The sequence below is a fragment of the Streptomyces sp. NPDC007875 genome (assembly GCF_042868035.1).
Taxonomy (GTDB): Bacteria; Actinomycetota; Actinomycetes; order Streptomycetales; family Streptomycetaceae; genus Streptomyces; species Streptomyces antimycoticus.
On sequence record NZ_JBIADZ010000056.1, the window covers coordinates 15012 to 30674 of the forward strand.

The 15663-nt window shown below is 67.9% G+C and carries 16 protein-coding genes and 1 pseudogene; 8 read left to right on the plus strand and 9 right to left on the minus strand.

The annotated features are described in order from the left end of the window. Positions 1-23 precede the first annotated feature (23 nt). From ACFYOY_RS47680 to ACFYOY_RS47690, 3 genes are all read left to right on the plus strand, one after another. Positions 24-770, plus strand: a complete 747-nt coding sequence (locus ACFYOY_RS47680; protein ID WP_351904546.1) for a glutamine amidotransferase — start codon at positions 24-26, stop codon at positions 768-770. Then, positions 767-1393, plus strand: coding sequence for a TenA family protein (locus ACFYOY_RS47685; RefSeq protein ID WP_351904543.1), 627 nt, complete (start codon positions 767-769; stop codon positions 1391-1393). The genes ACFYOY_RS47680 and ACFYOY_RS47685 overlap by 4 nt, the downstream gene beginning before the upstream one ends. A gap of 191 nt (positions 1394-1584) precedes the next feature. Further along, positions 1585-1821, plus strand: a complete 237-nt coding sequence (locus ACFYOY_RS47690; protein WP_351904540.1) for a hypothetical protein — start codon at positions 1585-1587, stop codon at positions 1819-1821. Between the two features lie 43 nt (positions 1822-1864). Here ACFYOY_RS47690 and ACFYOY_RS47695 read toward each other — a convergent pair whose 3' ends face one another. Together ACFYOY_RS47695 and ACFYOY_RS47700 are read right to left on the minus strand one after the other, a co-directional pair. Further along, positions 1865-2485, minus strand: coding sequence for a hypothetical protein (locus ACFYOY_RS47695; protein ID WP_388594290.1), 621 nt, complete (start codon positions 2483-2485; stop codon positions 1865-1867). A 191-nt stretch (positions 2486-2676) separates the two neighbouring features. Next, complete coding sequence (locus ACFYOY_RS47700; RefSeq protein WP_388594293.1) at positions 2677-4134, minus strand: short-chain fatty acid transporter; 1458 nt, start codon at positions 4132-4134, stop codon at positions 2677-2679. Between the two features lie 101 nt (positions 4135-4235). On the opposite strand from ACFYOY_RS47700, the gene ACFYOY_RS47705 reads away from it, so the two are divergent. After that, entirely contained in the window at positions 4236-5120 is an 885-nt protein-coding gene (locus ACFYOY_RS47705; RefSeq protein ID WP_351904531.1) for an RNA-guided endonuclease TnpB family protein, read from the plus strand. Positions 5121-5149: 29 nt separating this feature from the next. On the opposite strand, the gene ACFYOY_RS47710 is transcribed toward ACFYOY_RS47705, so the two are convergent. Then, positions 5150-6115, minus strand: coding sequence for an ornithine cyclodeaminase family protein (locus ACFYOY_RS47710; RefSeq protein WP_351904528.1), 966 nt, complete (start codon positions 6113-6115; stop codon positions 5150-5152). A gap of 69 nt (positions 6116-6184) precedes the next feature. Next, positions 6185-9574, minus strand: a complete 3390-nt coding sequence (locus tag ACFYOY_RS47715) for a molybdopterin-dependent oxidoreductase (protein ID WP_388594298.1) — start codon at positions 9572-9574, stop codon at positions 6185-6187. A 105-nt stretch (positions 9575-9679) separates the two neighbouring features. Between ACFYOY_RS47715 and ACFYOY_RS47720 the strand changes: the two genes are divergently transcribed. Both ACFYOY_RS47720 and ACFYOY_RS47725 read left to right on the plus strand, forming a co-directional pair. Beyond that, positions 9680-10420: a GntR family transcriptional regulator gene (locus ACFYOY_RS47720; RefSeq protein WP_351904525.1), complete on the plus strand. Its 741-nt coding sequence runs from the start codon at positions 9680-9682 to the stop codon at positions 10418-10420. 135 nt (positions 10421-10555) lie between these two features. Continuing rightward, positions 10556-10690 (plus strand): annotated as a pseudogene (locus ACFYOY_RS47725) (NAD-dependent protein deacetylase 1); the annotation flags it as partial. A 361-nt stretch (positions 10691-11051) separates the two neighbouring features. On the opposite strand, the gene ACFYOY_RS47730 reads toward ACFYOY_RS47725, so the two are convergent. Beyond that, positions 11052-11438, minus strand: coding sequence for a MerR family transcriptional regulator (locus tag ACFYOY_RS47730; protein ID WP_351904522.1), 387 nt, complete (start codon positions 11436-11438; stop codon positions 11052-11054). Between the two features lie 66 nt (positions 11439-11504). Here ACFYOY_RS47730 and ACFYOY_RS47735 point away from each other — a divergent pair, with 66 nt between their 5' ends. Continuing rightward, positions 11505-12005 (plus strand): hypothetical protein, encoded by a 501-nt coding sequence (locus ACFYOY_RS47735; RefSeq protein ID WP_351904519.1) that lies wholly within the window; start codon positions 11505-11507, stop codon positions 12003-12005. A 115-nt stretch (positions 12006-12120) separates the two neighbouring features. Here the strand turns inward: ACFYOY_RS47735 and ACFYOY_RS47740 are convergent, their stop codons facing one another. The 3 genes from ACFYOY_RS47740 to ACFYOY_RS47750 form a co-directional block, all read right to left on the minus strand. Then, the gene (locus tag ACFYOY_RS47740) at positions 12121-12252 is read right to left on the minus strand and encodes a hypothetical protein (protein WP_351904516.1); all 132 of its coding nucleotides are present in this window, start codon (positions 12250-12252) and stop codon (positions 12121-12123) included. Further along, positions 12249-12581, minus strand: coding sequence for a hypothetical protein (locus ACFYOY_RS47745; protein ID WP_351904513.1), 333 nt, complete (start codon positions 12579-12581; stop codon positions 12249-12251). The genes ACFYOY_RS47740 and ACFYOY_RS47745 overlap by 4 nt, the downstream gene beginning before the upstream one ends. 394 nt (positions 12582-12975) lie before the next feature. Further along, positions 12976-13578, minus strand: coding sequence for a TetR/AcrR family transcriptional regulator (locus ACFYOY_RS47750; RefSeq protein WP_351904510.1), 603 nt, complete (start codon positions 13576-13578; stop codon positions 12976-12978). Between the two features lie 107 nt (positions 13579-13685). Between ACFYOY_RS47750 and ACFYOY_RS47755 the strand changes: the two genes are divergently transcribed. Continuing rightward, a complete protein-coding gene (locus ACFYOY_RS47755; RefSeq protein ID WP_351904507.1) occupies positions 13686-14621 on the plus strand; it encodes an alpha/beta fold hydrolase in 936 nt (311 codons plus the stop codon). 15 nt (positions 14622-14636) lie between these two features. Here ACFYOY_RS47755 and ACFYOY_RS47760 read toward each other — a convergent pair. After that, positions 14637-15517, minus strand: a protein-coding gene (locus ACFYOY_RS47760) for an IS5 family transposase (protein ID WP_388594305.1) whose coding sequence is annotated in 2 segments (ribosomal slippage) — positions 14637-15163 and positions 15163-15517 — 882 coding nt in all. Because the reading frame shifts where the segments join, the coding sequence is not laid out codon by codon here. Positions 15518-15663: the final 146 nt, after the last annotated feature.

The following is a 15663-nucleotide window of genomic DNA, read 5'->3' on the forward strand; positions in this document are numbered from 1 at the left end:
TCCCCGTTACAAAGGAGCACCCTGTGAGCCGCGTCCTGATAGCCGGTGAGAGCTGGATCTCCCAGTCCACACACATCAAGGGGGTCGACTCGTTCACCACCAGTACCTATGTGACCGGCGTCGAGCCGTTGCGCCGGGCGCTGGAGGGCCGCGGGCACGAGGTCACACACCTGCCCGCGCATCTGGTACCCGGGCAGTTCCCGGGCGATGCCGAGGCGCTCGCCCGCTACGACGTCGTCATCCTCTCCGACATCGGGGCGAACTCCCTCCAGCTCTCCCCCGAGGTGTTCGAGCGGGGCACGCCGGGGGCCGACCGGATCGACGCACTGCGCGGATGGGTCGGCGACGGCGGCGGACTGCTGATGATCGGCGGCTATCTCTCCTTCACCGGTTTCGAGGGCAAGGCCGCCTACCGCAACACCGCGCTGCACGAGGTGCTGCCGGTCGAGCTGCTGCCCGAGGACGACCGCGTCGAACTCCCCGCGGGTGGCCGCCCGTCGGCAATCGGCACCGGCCATCCCGCCCTCGCTGGGGTGACCGGCGAATGGCCACCGCTGCTCGGCTACAACCGCGTCCGGCCACGTCCGGGCGCCGAGGTCCTGGCCACCCTGGGCGGCGACCCCCTGGTGGCGGTGGCCGAGTACGGCGCGGGACGGTCGGCTGTCTTCACCTCCGACTGCTCCCCGCACTGGGCGCCGGCGGCGTTCTGCGAGCAGTGGGACGGCTACGCCCGAATCTTCGGCGGCCTCGTCGAATGGCTCTCCCGATGAGCCGGTCCGAGCGGCTCCTGAAGGCCACCGCCCCGGTCATGGAAGAGGCACTGCGTATGCGCTTCGTCACCGAGATCACGGCCGGCACGATCAGCGACGCCGACTACGCCGACTACCTGGAGATCGAGGCCGCGTTCGTGGAGACGGCCACCCGGCTGCACGGACTGGCCGTATGGGGCGCCCCCGACCGGACGGCGCTGGAGCGCAACGCCCGTGCGGTCCATACGCTGACCACCACCCAGGCGGACTACTTCCGCGAAGCCCGCGCCGCCTGGCCCGTCCCCGCCCGGCCGGACGCCGCCCGGCGGGCCGAGGTGCTGTCACGGTACGCACTCGACACGGCGCGGGAAGGCGGCTACCCGGCGGTGATGACCATCCTGCTCGCCGCGGAGAGCCTCTACCTCACCTGGTGCACCCGGGCACACGAGCACGGCGCCGTCCCCGACGGCGCGATGAGCGCCTGGGTGGCACTCCACGCCGACCAGGCGTTCCGGGACGGGGTACGGGCCCTCGCGGCGGAGGTCGACGCCCTCCCGGACGACATCCCCCAGGAGCGGCTGACCCGCTGGTTCACCGGCATGCTGGAGGCGGAAATCGCGTTCCACGACGCGGTGTTCGGATGACCGGAGCCCGGCGGGGGGCCGATCCCCCGACCGGGCCGCTGAGCCGGGCGGCGCGTACCCATCGTTCGGTGCCGGGGGGAGGGCGGGGCCCGCTCGTAGGCTCTGCCAGCCAACCCTCAATCTGCGCGTATCAGACACATCAACGCCAATGCCGCACCACGCGAGCGTTCGACACCGCGCGGACGGCGGCGGTGGAGGCAGCCGACAGCCCGGACAACGCGGCACCCATGCGGCGGTTTCTACGGCAGTGGCCCCTCACGGTCGCAATCGAACGCGTCGCAGCTCGCGCCACGCGCCTGAGCGAACTGGAAGCCCACGCGGAGCAGGTGGAGAAGCTGGCCGAGGGACGTGCCATCGCCACCGAGGTGGCCGCCCTCCACGCACACAGGGCGGCCGAGGCCGGGATTGACGGGCGGACCGCCGGATGACCGAGGACACCGGACAGGGGCGGCGCTGACAGCACGTGCCCCGCTACGAGCATGTGGCTTGTAGCGCTCGACGGCGAGTGAGTGGAGTCCGGCCGACGGCATGTACGGCGCCAAGCGCCCTCAGGACCCGGGCACCGCCCCCTTTCCCTGCGCCCATCGGTCCGGCCGCGAGCGCGCGGCCGAGCCGGAAGGCCGCGCGCTCGCCGCGCCACAGCCATGCGCGCGGATCCGGATGGCCAGTCCGCCGATGACGAGGTGGGCTCCCAGGGAGCCGGGACGACCTGCGGCGGGCGCGGGCGAGAGGATGTTGTGGCCGGACCACCACGTCGGGCCAGCCCATCAGCATCACGCTGGGGGGGGCACACGACGCCGAGGTCACCCGATCGCCACTCCCACCATCCGCACGCCGCACTCGTTCCCCCACGCCTCGAACCGCGGGTCGTAGAGCGTACTGAGCGACGTTGCCGGAGTCGGAGACGACCGTGGTCTTGTCCTCCAGCGTGTGGCCGCACTCGGCGAGCATGGTCTGGAGGAAGTCGACGGCACCGCAACCGGTGGCTTGAGGGCCTGCGTGGCTGCCGCCGATCTTCAGGTCCTTGCCCGTGAGCGCGCCGGCAGATGACGACCTGGCGTTCGGGCCCGCACAGTCGCTGGTGGAAGGCATTGTCGCCCAGTTCCGGACGCTGCTGAAGGACGGGTTGGATGGAGTGCAGAACCTCCGCGACGGCCTGGTGGAATCCGGTGTTTGGCGGGATTGCGGTGAACGATGTCGTTGTAGAGCGCGGCGGTGACGGTGACGGTATCGAGGGGCATCGACGTGCTTCCTTCCCGGGCTCGGGGAGCTGTGCCAGCGCGCTAGGGCTGGACAGGCGGGTGGTAGGGCAGCGTGGTGGACAGCAGGGTGAGCAGGCCAAGCACAATCGGCAGCAGTGCGACGAGGTAGAGGAAGGTGTAACCGACGATGTCGCGGGCCTTGAGGCCGAGGACACCCAGCAGCGGGAGCATCCAGAACGGGTTGATGAGGTTGGGAAGTGCTTCGGCCGCGTTGTAGACCTGGACGGTCCAGCCGAGGTTGACGTTGAGGTCATTGGCGGCCTGCATGACATAGGGCGCCTCGATGATCCACTTCCCGCCGCCGGAGGGGATGAGGAAACCCAGGATGACGGAGTAGGCGCCCATCATCAGTGGGAAGAGGACCGGGGATCCGACGCCGGTGAAGGCTGACGCCAGGTAGTGGGACAGGCTGTCGCCCGCGCCGTTGGTGGCCTGGGTCATCATGGCGGCGACGCCGGCGTAGAAGGGGAACTGAATGAGCACGCCGGCCGTGGCCGGAACCGCCTTGGTCACCGCCGCGAGAAACCGGCGCGGGCGCCAGTGCAGCAGCATGCCGAGCGTCAGGAAGAGCAGGTTGTAGGTGTTGAGCGCGGAGATCGCGACGATGGGGTCCTTGTCGGCGAACTCCTGCACGGCCCATCCTGCGACGAGGGCGACGACGACGAAGGTGAGCAGCGGGCTGTACTCCAGCCACTCCCCCGGCCGGGTGCGGGGCTGGTCGTCTTCGACGGGGTCGCTGGGGTCAATGCCGAGGTCGACTGCGGTGCGCACGCTGTCGCCACGTGGAGCGGTGAGGTAGGCGATGGACACGCAGACGACGATCACGACAGCCGCGAGGGTGAGGGACTGCCAGGTGAAGATGGTTTCCCGGAAGGGGATGACGCCGGTGATCGACGACAGGGAGGGCGACAGGCTCTCCGCATTGGCCTGGAGCTGAGCGGCTGAGGAGCTGAGGCCAAGGGCCCAGCTACCGCCCAGGCCGAGGTATGCGGCTGCCGAGGCGGCCCGGTAGTCGACGCGCAGATTGCCGCGTTCGGCCAGGCGCCTGACCAGCAGGGCGCTGAAGATGAGGCTGAATCCCCAGTTCAGCAGGGCGGAGGTGAGGCTGATGGCCGCGACCATGGCGACGGCGCTCCGCTCTGTGGCGGGGACCTGGGCCAGGCGGGTGATGACTCGCTGGATGGGTCGGGCGGTGGCCACGACATAACCGCCGATGGCGACCATGGCCATCTGCATGGTGAAGGGGATCAGGTCCCAGAAGCCGTTGCCGAAGACAGAGGCGACCTTTGCGGGGCCTGATCCGATGCTCATTGCCGCGATGGCCACGACGGCCACAGTCAGGAGTGCGAAGACGAGGGTGTTGGGGAACCACCGTTCGGCCACGGCCGCGCTTCGGGTAGCGGCGCGGGCGAGGAATCCATCGCGTGGCGGTTGCTGAGGTGCGGAGTCGTCGCCCCTTTTGGGCCTCTGCTCGATCATCGGGAACCTCCGAGGAAACCCCCGCCTTCAGGCGGGGGAGGAAGCGGGCTCCTGCGGAGCAGGGCAGGGAGAGCCGAGTCGCCTGTGCTGGTTTGTGGGCTATGACCGCTTACGCAAGACGGGCGTTCGAGTACCGATTCCATCCGACCGATGCGCAGGCAGCGGAGCTGTCGCGCACGTTCGGATGCGTGCGGAAGGTCTACAACATGGTGATTGCGGCCCGTACCGAGACGTGGACGTTGCGTCACGAGCGGGTCGACTACGACGCGACGTCGGCGATGCTGACGGCGTGGAAGGAGACCGAGGAATTGGCCTTCCTCAACGAGGTGTCCTCGGCTCCGTTCCAGCAGGCCCGGCAGCACCTCCAGGCGGCGTTCACCGCGTTCTTCGCCAGGCGGACGAAGTTCCCGCGGTTCAAGTCGCGTAAGAACTCTGGCAAGTCCGCCGAGTACGACCTCGTCCGCAAGGCCAGGGGCGACGGCGTCAACCGGGCCAATACGCGCCGCAAGGCCGCCAGGGTCTCCGCCCGCATCGCCGACCGTCGCCGTGACCATCTGCACAAGCTCACCACTCGACTCGTGCGTGACAACCAAACGCGCGTGATCGAGGACCTCACCGTCCGGAACCTGCTCAGCAACGGCAGGCTGTCCCGGGCGATCTCCGTCGCGGCATGGTCGGAGTTCCGGAGCATGGTGGAGTACAAGGCCGCCTGGTACGGCCGCGAGGTGATCGCGGTCGACCGCTGGTTCCTCTCCTCCAAGCTGTGCTCCGTATGCGGCTCCCTGCAAGAGAAGATGCCGCTCAGCGTCCGCACCTGGACGTGCGACTGCGGCACGTCCCACGATCGGGACGTGAACGCAGCGAAGAACCTTCTGGCCGCCGGACTGGCGGTGTCGGCCTGTGGAGCCGGTGTAAGACCTCAACGGGAGTCCTCCCGGGCGGGGCAGTCGGTGATGAAGCAGGAAGCCCCACGGCGCGAGCCGTAGGAACCCCCTCGTTCAGGAGAGGGAGGAAGTCAAGATGGCTCCTGGCAGGTGTGGACCCGGGGGGACGGGCCGTGTGAGCGGTAGACCGCCGAGGCGGCGGTGAGGTCGGCGAGTGCGCTGCCGACCGCTTTGAAGACGGTGATCTCTTCCTGGGTGCGGCGGCCGGGGATGGTGCCGGCGCACAGGTCGGGCAGGGTGCCGACGATATCGTCCGGGGTGAGGAGGCCGGCGTCGATGGGCTGAGTCAGATCACCGGATTCGTGCAGGGCCTGTGGCGTGTCGATGAAGATGGTGCCGCGGCGTATGCACTGGTCGTCAGCCTCTCGCATGGTGGGGCGGAAGCTGCCGATGAGGTCGAGGTGGGTGCCGGGTTCCAGCCAGTCGCCCTTGATGATGGGCTCGGTGGCGAGGGTGGCGCAGCTGACGATGTCGGCTTCGGCCGCCGCGGGGGCCAAGTCGGCGACGGCACGGGCATCAAGCCCCTGTTGCTTCAGGGTGTCGGCCAGGCGATGGGCGTGGCCGGCGGACCGGTCGTAGACGAGCACTGTCCGGATGTCGAAAACGCTGCGGTATGCCTCGGCGGCGAGGCTGCCCACATGCCCTGCTCCGACCACCAGGTGGGTGGTGCTCTCGGGTCGTGCGAGGTAGGAGGCGGCCAGAGCGGAGGTCGCCACGGTGCGGCGTCGGGTCAGTTCATTGCCGTCGATGATGGCCAGGTGCTCACCGGTGGCGGCGCTCGCCAGGACGAATGCGGAGGACAGGGCCGGCCTGCCGTGGAGGGCGTTGGCGGGGAAGACGTTGACGAGTTTGACACCCAGGAACTCGCGATGGGACCAGGCGGGCATGAGCAGGATGGTGGCGTCGGTGTCGGCGTCGACGGTGTGGTGGTGGCGGGCAGGAGTGTTGGCGCCGTGAACGAAGCCTTGCCGGAGCGCGGGGACGAGGTCGTGGAACGGCAGTGCTTTGATGGTCTGTTGGGCGTCGATATTCAGCATCGTCGTCTTTCGATCAGGCGGTCATCCGGTCATGCGGTCATGCGGTCATGCGGTCATGCGGTCATGCGGTCATGCGTCGAGAGTGACGTCGGTCACGGGCATGGCCTGGCAGGTCAGGCACTGGTCGCCGGCCAGGTCCTCCGGGCGGCTGACCAAATGCGCTACGTGCCCGTCCAGGACGGTGATGGCGCAGCTTTCGCACTGTCCCAAGCGGCAGCCGCTGGGCAGGCGGATTCCTTCCTTCTCCGCCAGTTGCAGCAAAGTGCCGTCTTCTTTGCGCCAGGTGACCTGGCGGTTGGCGCGGGTGAAGCGGACGGTGGCCTGTGCGCTGTCGGGGATGTCGACGCGCTGGGGGGCGGCGTGGAACTTTTCGGCGAAGATGTCGAAGCGCGGGACGCCTCGGTCGACAAGGCCGATGGTGATGTCGGAGAGCATGTCCTCCGGTCCGCATAGGTAGAACCGGGCGCGGCGCTCGATGAGTCGGGCATCGACGTCGGCGGCGCTGACGCGTCCGAAGTGGTCGTAATCGCGGCCGAGGACGTCTTGGGATTCCGGTCGGCTGTAGTGGGTGTGGACGCGTAGCTGGGAGATGACGTCCCGTAGTTCGCTCACGCGGTCCAGGAAGGCGTGTGAGGTGGAATTTCGGCTGCCGTAGTGCAGTACGACCTCGGGAACGCTGCCGCCGCTGCGGGCCAGTGTCTCGAGGTAGCCGATGAACGGCGTGATCCCGATTCCGGAGGCGAGGAGCACGACTGGCCGGCTGATGTCGGGCGGGATGGCGAAGAGTCCTGCCGGCGCCGTCAGCTGCACGCGCTTCCCCTCACGCGCGGTTGCGTGCACCTGGCCGGAGACCTGTCCGTCCGGCACGCGGCGTACGGCGATGCTGTACGCCGTGCGGTCCTTGTCCTGCGCGGGGCCGGTCAGGGAGTAGCAACGTGCCGATGACCGTTCCGCGCCTGCGGGGTCGGTGGTGGAGAAGCTGAGGGTGATGTGCTGGCCCGGCCTGAAATCGGGCAGCTCCGAACCGTCGGCAGGTTCCATGCTCAAGGCCAGGACACCGGCTCCTTCCGGTACGGCGGAGACGATGACGAACTCCTTGGTCCCTTCCCAATGGGACGTCGCGATGGGCTGGACGTCGCAACTGCTGGACCTCATCGGCACCGACCCACTGATCGGGTCGCGTACGTCGTCTCCGATCAGGAGGTTGTAGTTGCTGCCGGCTTCGTCATAGGGATCGAAACTCGGTAGTGCCAGGTCCGGAGCCTGCTGCCACCAGCCGTATTCGGCGCATACGACGTCCTCGTGCAGATCGTGGTCGATACGTGCGCGCATGCGGATCGTCCCCATGCGCGTGGACAGCGCCACCCACTGGCCCTCGCGGATGTTGCGCCGCTGTGCCAGTACCCCGCTGATGTCGACAGTGGGTTCCGGGCTGCGCTTGCGCAGAGAGGACAACCCGCGGTGCTGGCTGTGGCAGAAGTAGCCGTTCTTCGCGCAGGTCAGCAACAACGGGTAGCGGGAGTCGGGTCCAGTACCGGGCGCGGAATGGATGGGGACAGCGGAGTAGCCGTGCAGCGCGAGCCGTTCCGAGTACAGCTCGACACGTCGGGTCGGGGTGGCGAACCCGGTGACCTGGCCCTCTTCCGTGCTCTGGGCGTATTTGCGATAGACCGTCTCGAGGGGGACCCGGAAGCCGCGAGGATGGCGGCGGAGCTCGTCGACGGTCAACCCCAGGGGCTTGAGCTGATGATTCCAGCCGACCGTGACGTCGCCGTTGAAGAAGTCGGCGCCCATACCCAGACGCTGCGCAAGGTCGAAGACGACTTCGGTGTCGGAGCGGGACTGGCCCGCCGGCTCCACCATGCGCGGCCGGAGCTGGACGTGTTCCTGAGCCCGCTGGCTGATCTCGAATCCCGCCCTGATCGCCTCGTGTTCCCAGGGGCTGTTGACCGGAAGCACAATGTCGGCGAACTGGGAGGTGGGGTTGGGGAAGAGGTCGAGGTGTACGTAGAAGTCGAGGTGGCGAAGAGCGGCGGCTGTGCGTCGCGGATCCGGTTGTGAGAGCACCAGGTTGCTGCCGAATCCGACCAAGGCTCGTACTGGGTAGGGATCCTGCGACAGGATCGCGCGGCACAGATCCCGGCCGCTGATCCAGCCCTGGGCAGGAGGGCCGAGCGGGTGTTCCGCCATGCCGAGGGCCTTGGCCCGCTGGTCATATGGGAGCTGGGTCAGGTCGGTGGCCGGATTCAGGGCGTGCCGCGGCCATATGACGTTGCCTCCGGGCGCGTCGTAGCTGCCGGTCAGCGCGTACAGCGTGGCGATGGCTCGCTCGGTCTGGGTGGCATTGGCGTGTTGCCCGACGCCGGTCCACGCGTGATAGGACACGGACCGTGCCTGGATGAGTGCGTCGGCGAAGGCGGTCAGCTCCGCTGGTTCGATACCGGTGGTGCGGGCGGTTTCCTGCACATTCCATGGCCGGCAGGCGTCGCGGTATCGCTCGAAGGCGGGCTCGCAGTCGACCGTGCCGGTGCGTATGCGCACTCGATGGGTGCCGTGCAGGGCGAAGCGGCCGGGGTTCCGCGCGGCGCGGAGCGTGTCGTACGACCGCCAGGTGTCGTCGACGGTGTCCCAGACGACGTAACCGTCGAGGTCCGGATCGATCTCCTGGGCACGCAGAAAGCGTCCTGTGTCACGGCGAACGAGCAGGGGAGCATTTGTCCAGGCCCGAACGAAACTGTCGTCGTAGCCGTGACGTTCCAGCACGAGCCGGGCGACGCCCAGGGCGAGGGCCGCGTCCGCACCAGGGCGGACACGCAGCCAGTGGTCCGCTTCCAGCGCACTGGTCGAGCGGCGGGGGTCGATGACCGCCAAACGGGCTCCGTCGGCTCGGGCTTGTGCAAGGGCCGCCGACTGAGCCAGCCACGTCTTGGCAGGGTTGTGGCCCCAGAGCACGGCGAGGTCAGTTGCGGCAAAGTCCGCGGTCGGCAGTGAACTTCCGAATGTGAAGGCGTGGGCCCAGTCCTTGTGCCAGTTGCAGACTTCAGTGGAGTAACAGGTGTTGGGGCTGCCGAAGAGGCGGATGAAACGCTCGATCCAGTCGATGGAGTCCGACAGTGGGGTCCCGCTGGGCGAAGTCACGGCGAAGGCCACAGCTTCCGCGCCGTCCTGAGCCTTGATCCGTCCCAGCTTTTCGGCGGTCTCACTCAGTGCTTCCTCCCAGCCGATGCGCTCCCACTTGGGGTCCGGATCGGACTTGGGAGTGGTCCGCCGAAGCGGCTGGGTCAGGCGGTCCGGGCTGTGCACGATTTCTGGTGCCGCCCGTCCTTTCGGGCACATCGCCGCACCCGTCGGATGCTCGGGGTCGGGCCGCACTCCCCGCAGAGCGCCTGCCTCAATGGTGTAGACGGCACCACATCGAGAGCGGCACATTGTGCAGTACCCGTGCTTCTCAGTCATCATTACTCCTGAGTAACCGGTTACCGGCCACCGGTCGCCGGTAGCCGTTAAGATGCATTCCAAGTGGGAGCGAAGTCAAGAAGAGAGGAAGAGGTGAACGGAGAACCGATGGCACCCGACGCGCTGGCCGGTCCGCTTCAGCGCACGAACCTGCGCGAACAGGTCCTTGCCCTGGTCCGGCAGGCATTGGTATCCGGGGAGATCCGACCGGGAGACATCTATTCGGCCGCAGCCCTGGCGACCAGGCTGGGTGTCTCCAGCAGTCCGGTCCGGGAAGCCATGCTGACACTGGTGAACGAGGGCCTTATGGAGCCCGTCCGCAACCGCGGCTACCGAGTGATCCCCATGAGCGAGCACGACCTCGACGAGGTCTACACCATGCGGTTGCTATTGGAGGTGCCCGGCACACTACGAGCAGCTGCGAACGCTCGGCCTGAGGACCTCACGCGCCTGACGGTTATCGCAGACGAGATCGAGAAGACGGCTCGAGAAGGTGATGTCGTCGGCTTCCTCGAAGCGGACCGACGCTTCCACCTCGACCTGCTCCAACTGTGTGGCAACCGGCGCCTGGTGGCCACCGTCGCCGCAATGCGGGACCAGACCCGGCTGTACGGCCTCGAAGCACTTGCGGAACGGGGGGTCCTCGACAACTCCGCCCACGAGCACCATCACATGCTCGAAGCCATCGCCCGCAACGACATGAACGGCCTGGAGAATCTGATCCGCCACCACCTGCTGCATGTCCGCTCCGACTGGGCGCGGCCTGACAGCGTCTCCCCCGCTGGCGATCGCCGGCCGCAAGAGGGCGGGAAGCATGACGTACAGGGGACTTCAGCGATGGAGAGCTGAAGCCGCCGGCAGCGTGACTGCTGCCCGATGCCGCACCAGTGCCCCGGCTGGACTTCCGTATGCGACCCGTTCAACGGCGCCATCGACGGCGGAAGCGGGTGGCGGCAGCCTGTTCCGTACCCTGGCGGCATACGCATGCGCCCCACTGTGAGCTGGCCCCCTACCGAGGACCTGCCGCCGGGCAGCACGGACCTGGAGCCGGTCGCCGACGCGCTGAGCACCGGCGCTGTGCTGGTGCTCAGCGGGGCGGGCATCTCCACGGAGTCGGGCGGCCGCCGAGGGGTACGCGAGCTCGCCGGATACCTGACCAAGGCCCATCCCGCACCCTCAACGCCAGGCCATCCATGCGCTCTTCGACGCGTTCCCGGCAAGGTCCCCGACTGCCGCACCGTCTGGGCGAGCGGCCAACCAGGGCCTCGCGAGCACTTTCATCTGGCCCGGCTGAGCACCGTAGTTGGTCGACCGGGCCGACTACGGGGCTCAGTCACGCCTGTGACTGAGTGCTTCAGCTGGCGGATGAGCGTCCGACTTGGCGGGCCTGAGTCCTTCAGATGGCGGACGGGAGGATGACTACGGGTCCCGCCTGCGAGAACTTAGCGATGCGCGGGACTCCGGCGCCCGTCATCCGGCATTAGTTTGCCGCGTTCTCGGTGGCGGCGATCGTCTGGCGCAGAAGGCGGCGTGCGGTCTCCAGGTCGGAGGCCCGCTGATCGAGGACGTCCAGCTGGTCGCGGAGGCTGGTGAGAACGCCTGGGCAAGGGCGCAGCGTCGCCTCGTCGAAGGTGCAGGGCAGGACCTCGCGGATGGTGCGGGTGGGCAGGCCGGCAGCCAGCAGGGCGCGGATGCGCCGCACCGTCTCCACCACCTGATCGTCGTACTCGCGATAGCCATTGGCGCGGCGCTCTGAGTGGATCAGCTCCATCCGCTCGTAGTAGCGCAGCAGGCGTTCGCTGACTCCGGTACGAGCGACAGCTCGCCAATCAGCACCGACCCGCTCCCTCCAACTTGACCTTCCCACGGTGTCAGGGAGCAACAGTGCACTGGTCGGCCGCATTCCGGGCCGGTCTTCAAGGAGGGAGTGATCATGATCATCGATGCACACAGCCGCGTCCACGACCCCGTGGAGGCACATGTGGGCCTACTGGACGAGGCCGGGGTGGACCGCGCCGTGCTGTTCGCCACCCGCCCACACCCGGAGCGGGCCGGAGACCTTACCTCGCTGCGCCGGGAGATGGCGATCCTGGACGAGGCCATCGGGGGTCGGGCCAGCACGGCCGAGGGATATCGCGGCGCGTGGCGGGAGTTGGACGCCGCACTCGCCGCACGGCCGGATCGGTTCATCGGTTTCCTGTCCGTACCGCTCGATCTGGAGCCGGATCGGATTGCCGCGACCGTGGAACGCGAGGTCATCGGGCGTGGGCTGCGCGGGATCGGTGAATTGAGCGCTTCAGGTGACGAACCCCGCCATCTGAAACGCCCGGTCACAAGCCGCCGGCATCCCGACCGCCCACGCACCGTCACCCCGGTGCACCCCTCGACGCCCGCATGCGACCGGCAGCGGCCTGAGCTGCGCATTCTGCGCTGACGTGTCTACGCTGGGGGCATCCCAGGGGGCATAGGAGGTGGCCCATGCGTCCCGTTTGGAGTGGAGCTGTCAGTTTCGGGCTCGTGACTTCTCTGAACTCAGTGCAGTGACCGTGTCACTGCCCGACGTTCCGCTTCCAGAGCTCCTGAGCCCACTGCTCTCCGGCCTTCCTCGGACTCCCCTTCTTCGCCTCCCAGCCGACGACCAGCGGCGCCATGCCGGTGCAGGTGCGGTGCCATTCGATCAAGCGCCGTTCCAGCAATAGGGCGTCTGCGTGGTCTTCGGTCGCGACCATTGCACCGTCGCGTTGTAGACCTTCAGCATGTGAACGACAGTCACTGCCCACTGATTGTCGGGCTGGTGGCCAGCTATCCACCACTTCTCATCGCCCACTCTCTTGGCCAGCGATGCGGCTGATCCGATGCAGAGCACCCTGCCGTCCGCCGACCAGACGTAGATGCCGGGCAGCTCCGGGAGTGGATCCGACGTGGAGGCGGATTCCGAGCCGAAGTGCTCCACCACTGCAGGCAGCAGCTCGTCGACGGTCAGGACCTGAACGTTGATCGTCGCTGTCATGGCCGACACACTATGGTCGCCTACTGACATCGAGAATCGGATCGTGGCGCGGGTTTAGGTTCGCATTTCGGAGTCCCTTCCTCATGGGCGGTGGCCTTTTTCTGGCCCAAGGGACAGCGCGGTGAGACAAACTCCCGTCTGATGCTTCGCCCGTACTAGGGCCTGTCCGACGGGTCGTGTGACTGTCAAGTTGAAGGGCAGTGCCCGCTTCTGTAAGACCACGGTCTGCAAAGCACGGCACCTCCGGTGCCTCGCAACTCACATGACGAGGAGGCCACTTCACAGGAATCGTCCGCCAACGTCTCGTGGGCGTAGCAGAGGCTCAGGGTGGCACGGCCGGCAAGGCGAGAATTCCTCGCGGGTGTCCTGGCCCCGGGGCGGCGGCGTGCGTGCTTCAGGGCCGGAAAATCCGGTCCAGGTGGTAGTGGAGGACGGCCGTGGCGGACTCGGCGTCGCGCTGGCCCACCAGGACGCTGGTGCCGAGCCCCGCGGACATGGCCAGCAAGCCGACTGCTTCGGCATGGGTGTCCGTGCCGGCCCGGAGCAGTCCGGCGTCCGCCGCCTGCTGCAGCAGCCCGGTGAGGGTGATCTCGGCGGTGTCGGGATCCTTGATGAAGGGCTGGGCCGCGAGGGCCTCGTCGGTGACCGACAGCACGGCGTACGAGGTGTAGAGGTGATGGAACAGGCGGCTCTCCTCGTCGACTGGCAGGGCCGCCGTCAGCAGTGCCTCGATCACCGCCCGTGGCCCGGGGTTGTCGCCGGCGGCGTGGACCTGGGCGGTCACCCGTTCCCCGAACCTGTCGGCCAGATGCCGCAGTCCGAAGAGGAGCAGCTTCTCCTTGGACTCGAAGTAGTACTGCACCAGCCGCAGTGAGACGCCCGCCTCGGCCGCCACGTCCCGCATACCCACAGCGTGCAGCCCTTGCCGTCCGGCGGCCCGGACGAGGCCCTGCGCGATCTCGGTGCGTCGCTCTGCGTGATCCACGCGCTTGGGCATGGTTCGACTCTCCGCTCCTCGGATCGTGTCTCCGATTTTTGATGATACAGCCGTACCACCTTTGTGGTACGTTCGTATCACAAAGACCGACTGCCCAGGAGGTGGCCGTGCCCGAGCCCACAACAGCCCGTTCCCAGCCCGATGTCGGCCGCTTCGTCAGCGACGCCTGGCGTGCGCGCTACTTCGCGGCCTGCGACGCGGTCTACGCGCTGGGCGCGCCCGCATCCTGGGAGGAGGACGTGGAGACCTCCTTCGGGACCACGCACGTCTACCGCTACGACCCCGAGGACCCGGCCGCCCGCGAGCGCACCCCCCTCGTCCTCGTCCACGGAGCCGGCTCCTGCTCCGCCATGTGGTACCCGAACACTCCCGCCCTCAGCGCCGAACGGCCCGTCTACGCCATCGACACCCCGGGCGACCCGGGCCGCAGCGTGCACCGCGCGCCCATCCACGAGCCCGAGCGCGCCGCGCAGTGGCTGGACGAGACACTCGCCGGCCTCGGGCTCGACCGTGTGCACCTCCTCGGCTCGTCGTACGGCGGCTGGCTCGTCCTGAACCAGGCGTACCGCGCGCCGGAACGCCTCGCCTCGGTCACGCTGCTCGACCCCGGGGGCCTGGAGAAGGTGGGACTGCGCTTCTTCGTGTGGATCTTCGCCAGCCTGTTCGCCACCTTCGCTCCCAAGGCGCTGCGGCCACGGCTCGCGTCCTGGCTGGAACAACCCGTCCTCGTCGTCCCGGAACTGCGCACCATGATCCGCACCGGCGTCCGCGCCTACCGCATCCGCCGACCCGTGCCGCAACCCCTCACCGACGCCGAACTGGGAGCCGTCCACACACCGTTGTACCTGGTGCTCGGCAGGCGCAGCCTCCTGGTGCACCCCGACCGGCAGGTCGAACGCGTGCCCCGGCTGATCCCCGGCGCACGGGCCGAGATCATCTCCCGGACCGGCCACGGCCCGCAGATCGACCACGCGGAGCTGACCAACCGGAAGATGCTCGACTTCATGAACGCCGCCGACCTCGGCCTGCCGACATCGCGCTGAGGACCGTCCCGCGGGTCACGAGCGAAGCCAAAGTCGGACCGCGGCTAGAGTCACGGTGCCGTGAAAGACGTAGGCCCGCTTGTCAAAGCGGGTTGCTACGGCCCGGAAACTCTTGAGCTGATTGATTGTCCGCTCGACCTCGTTCCTGCGGGCGTAGCGTGAATGGTCGAAGCTGGTGGATCGCCCTCCTCGGCTGCCGCGGTTCTGGCGGTGGGTCCGCTGGTCGCGGCGCTCCGGAATGGTGTGTCTGATCTGCCGGCGCCGCAGGTAACGGCGGTTGCGGCGGGAGCTGTACGCTTTGTCGCCACTCAGATGGTCCGGCCGGGTCCGCGGGTGTCCTCCTGCCAGGCGGGGAACGCGGATTCGGTCCAGGACCGGGATCAGATGTGGGGCGTCGCCCCACTGACCGGGCGTGACCAGCAGTGCCAGAGGCCGCAGCCGGCCTTCACCAGCCAGGTGGATCTTTGTACTCAGCCCGCCGCGTGAACGGCCGAGGGCTTCATCGGGGCGATGCTGGGCGGGCTGGGTGCGCTCACCGGGTTCCGTGGTGCCTGCTTGCGCGCACCGGCAGCATGCTGGTGGGCGCGGCACACGGTGGAGTCCACACTCGCCATGGACCAGTCGATGCGGCCCTCCGCATCGGCATCGGCCTGAACGGCCCGCAGAACTCTGTCCCATGTGCCCTCCGCTGACCACCTGCGATGCCTGTCATGAACCGTCTTCCACTTCCCGAACCGCGTCGGCAGATCCCGCCACGGGATGCCGGTCTGTTGACGGAACAGGATCCCGTTGATCACCCGACAGTGGTTCTTCCAACTCCCTCCGTGTCCAACGTTCTTCGGCAAGTAAGGCCCCAGACGGGCCCATTCCTCGTTCGACAGATCACCCCGCCCCACGCTGACCGGAACGATCGCAATGCAAGGCAGTCACGTGGACCCACCGGACAGGCCCTACTGATCTTTTCGTAAGTTCGGTGGGTGTGGTGGCCGTGTGGGTGGGAGGCTGTCGGGGTGACATATCAACCTTCCCCTTCGGTTGCCGG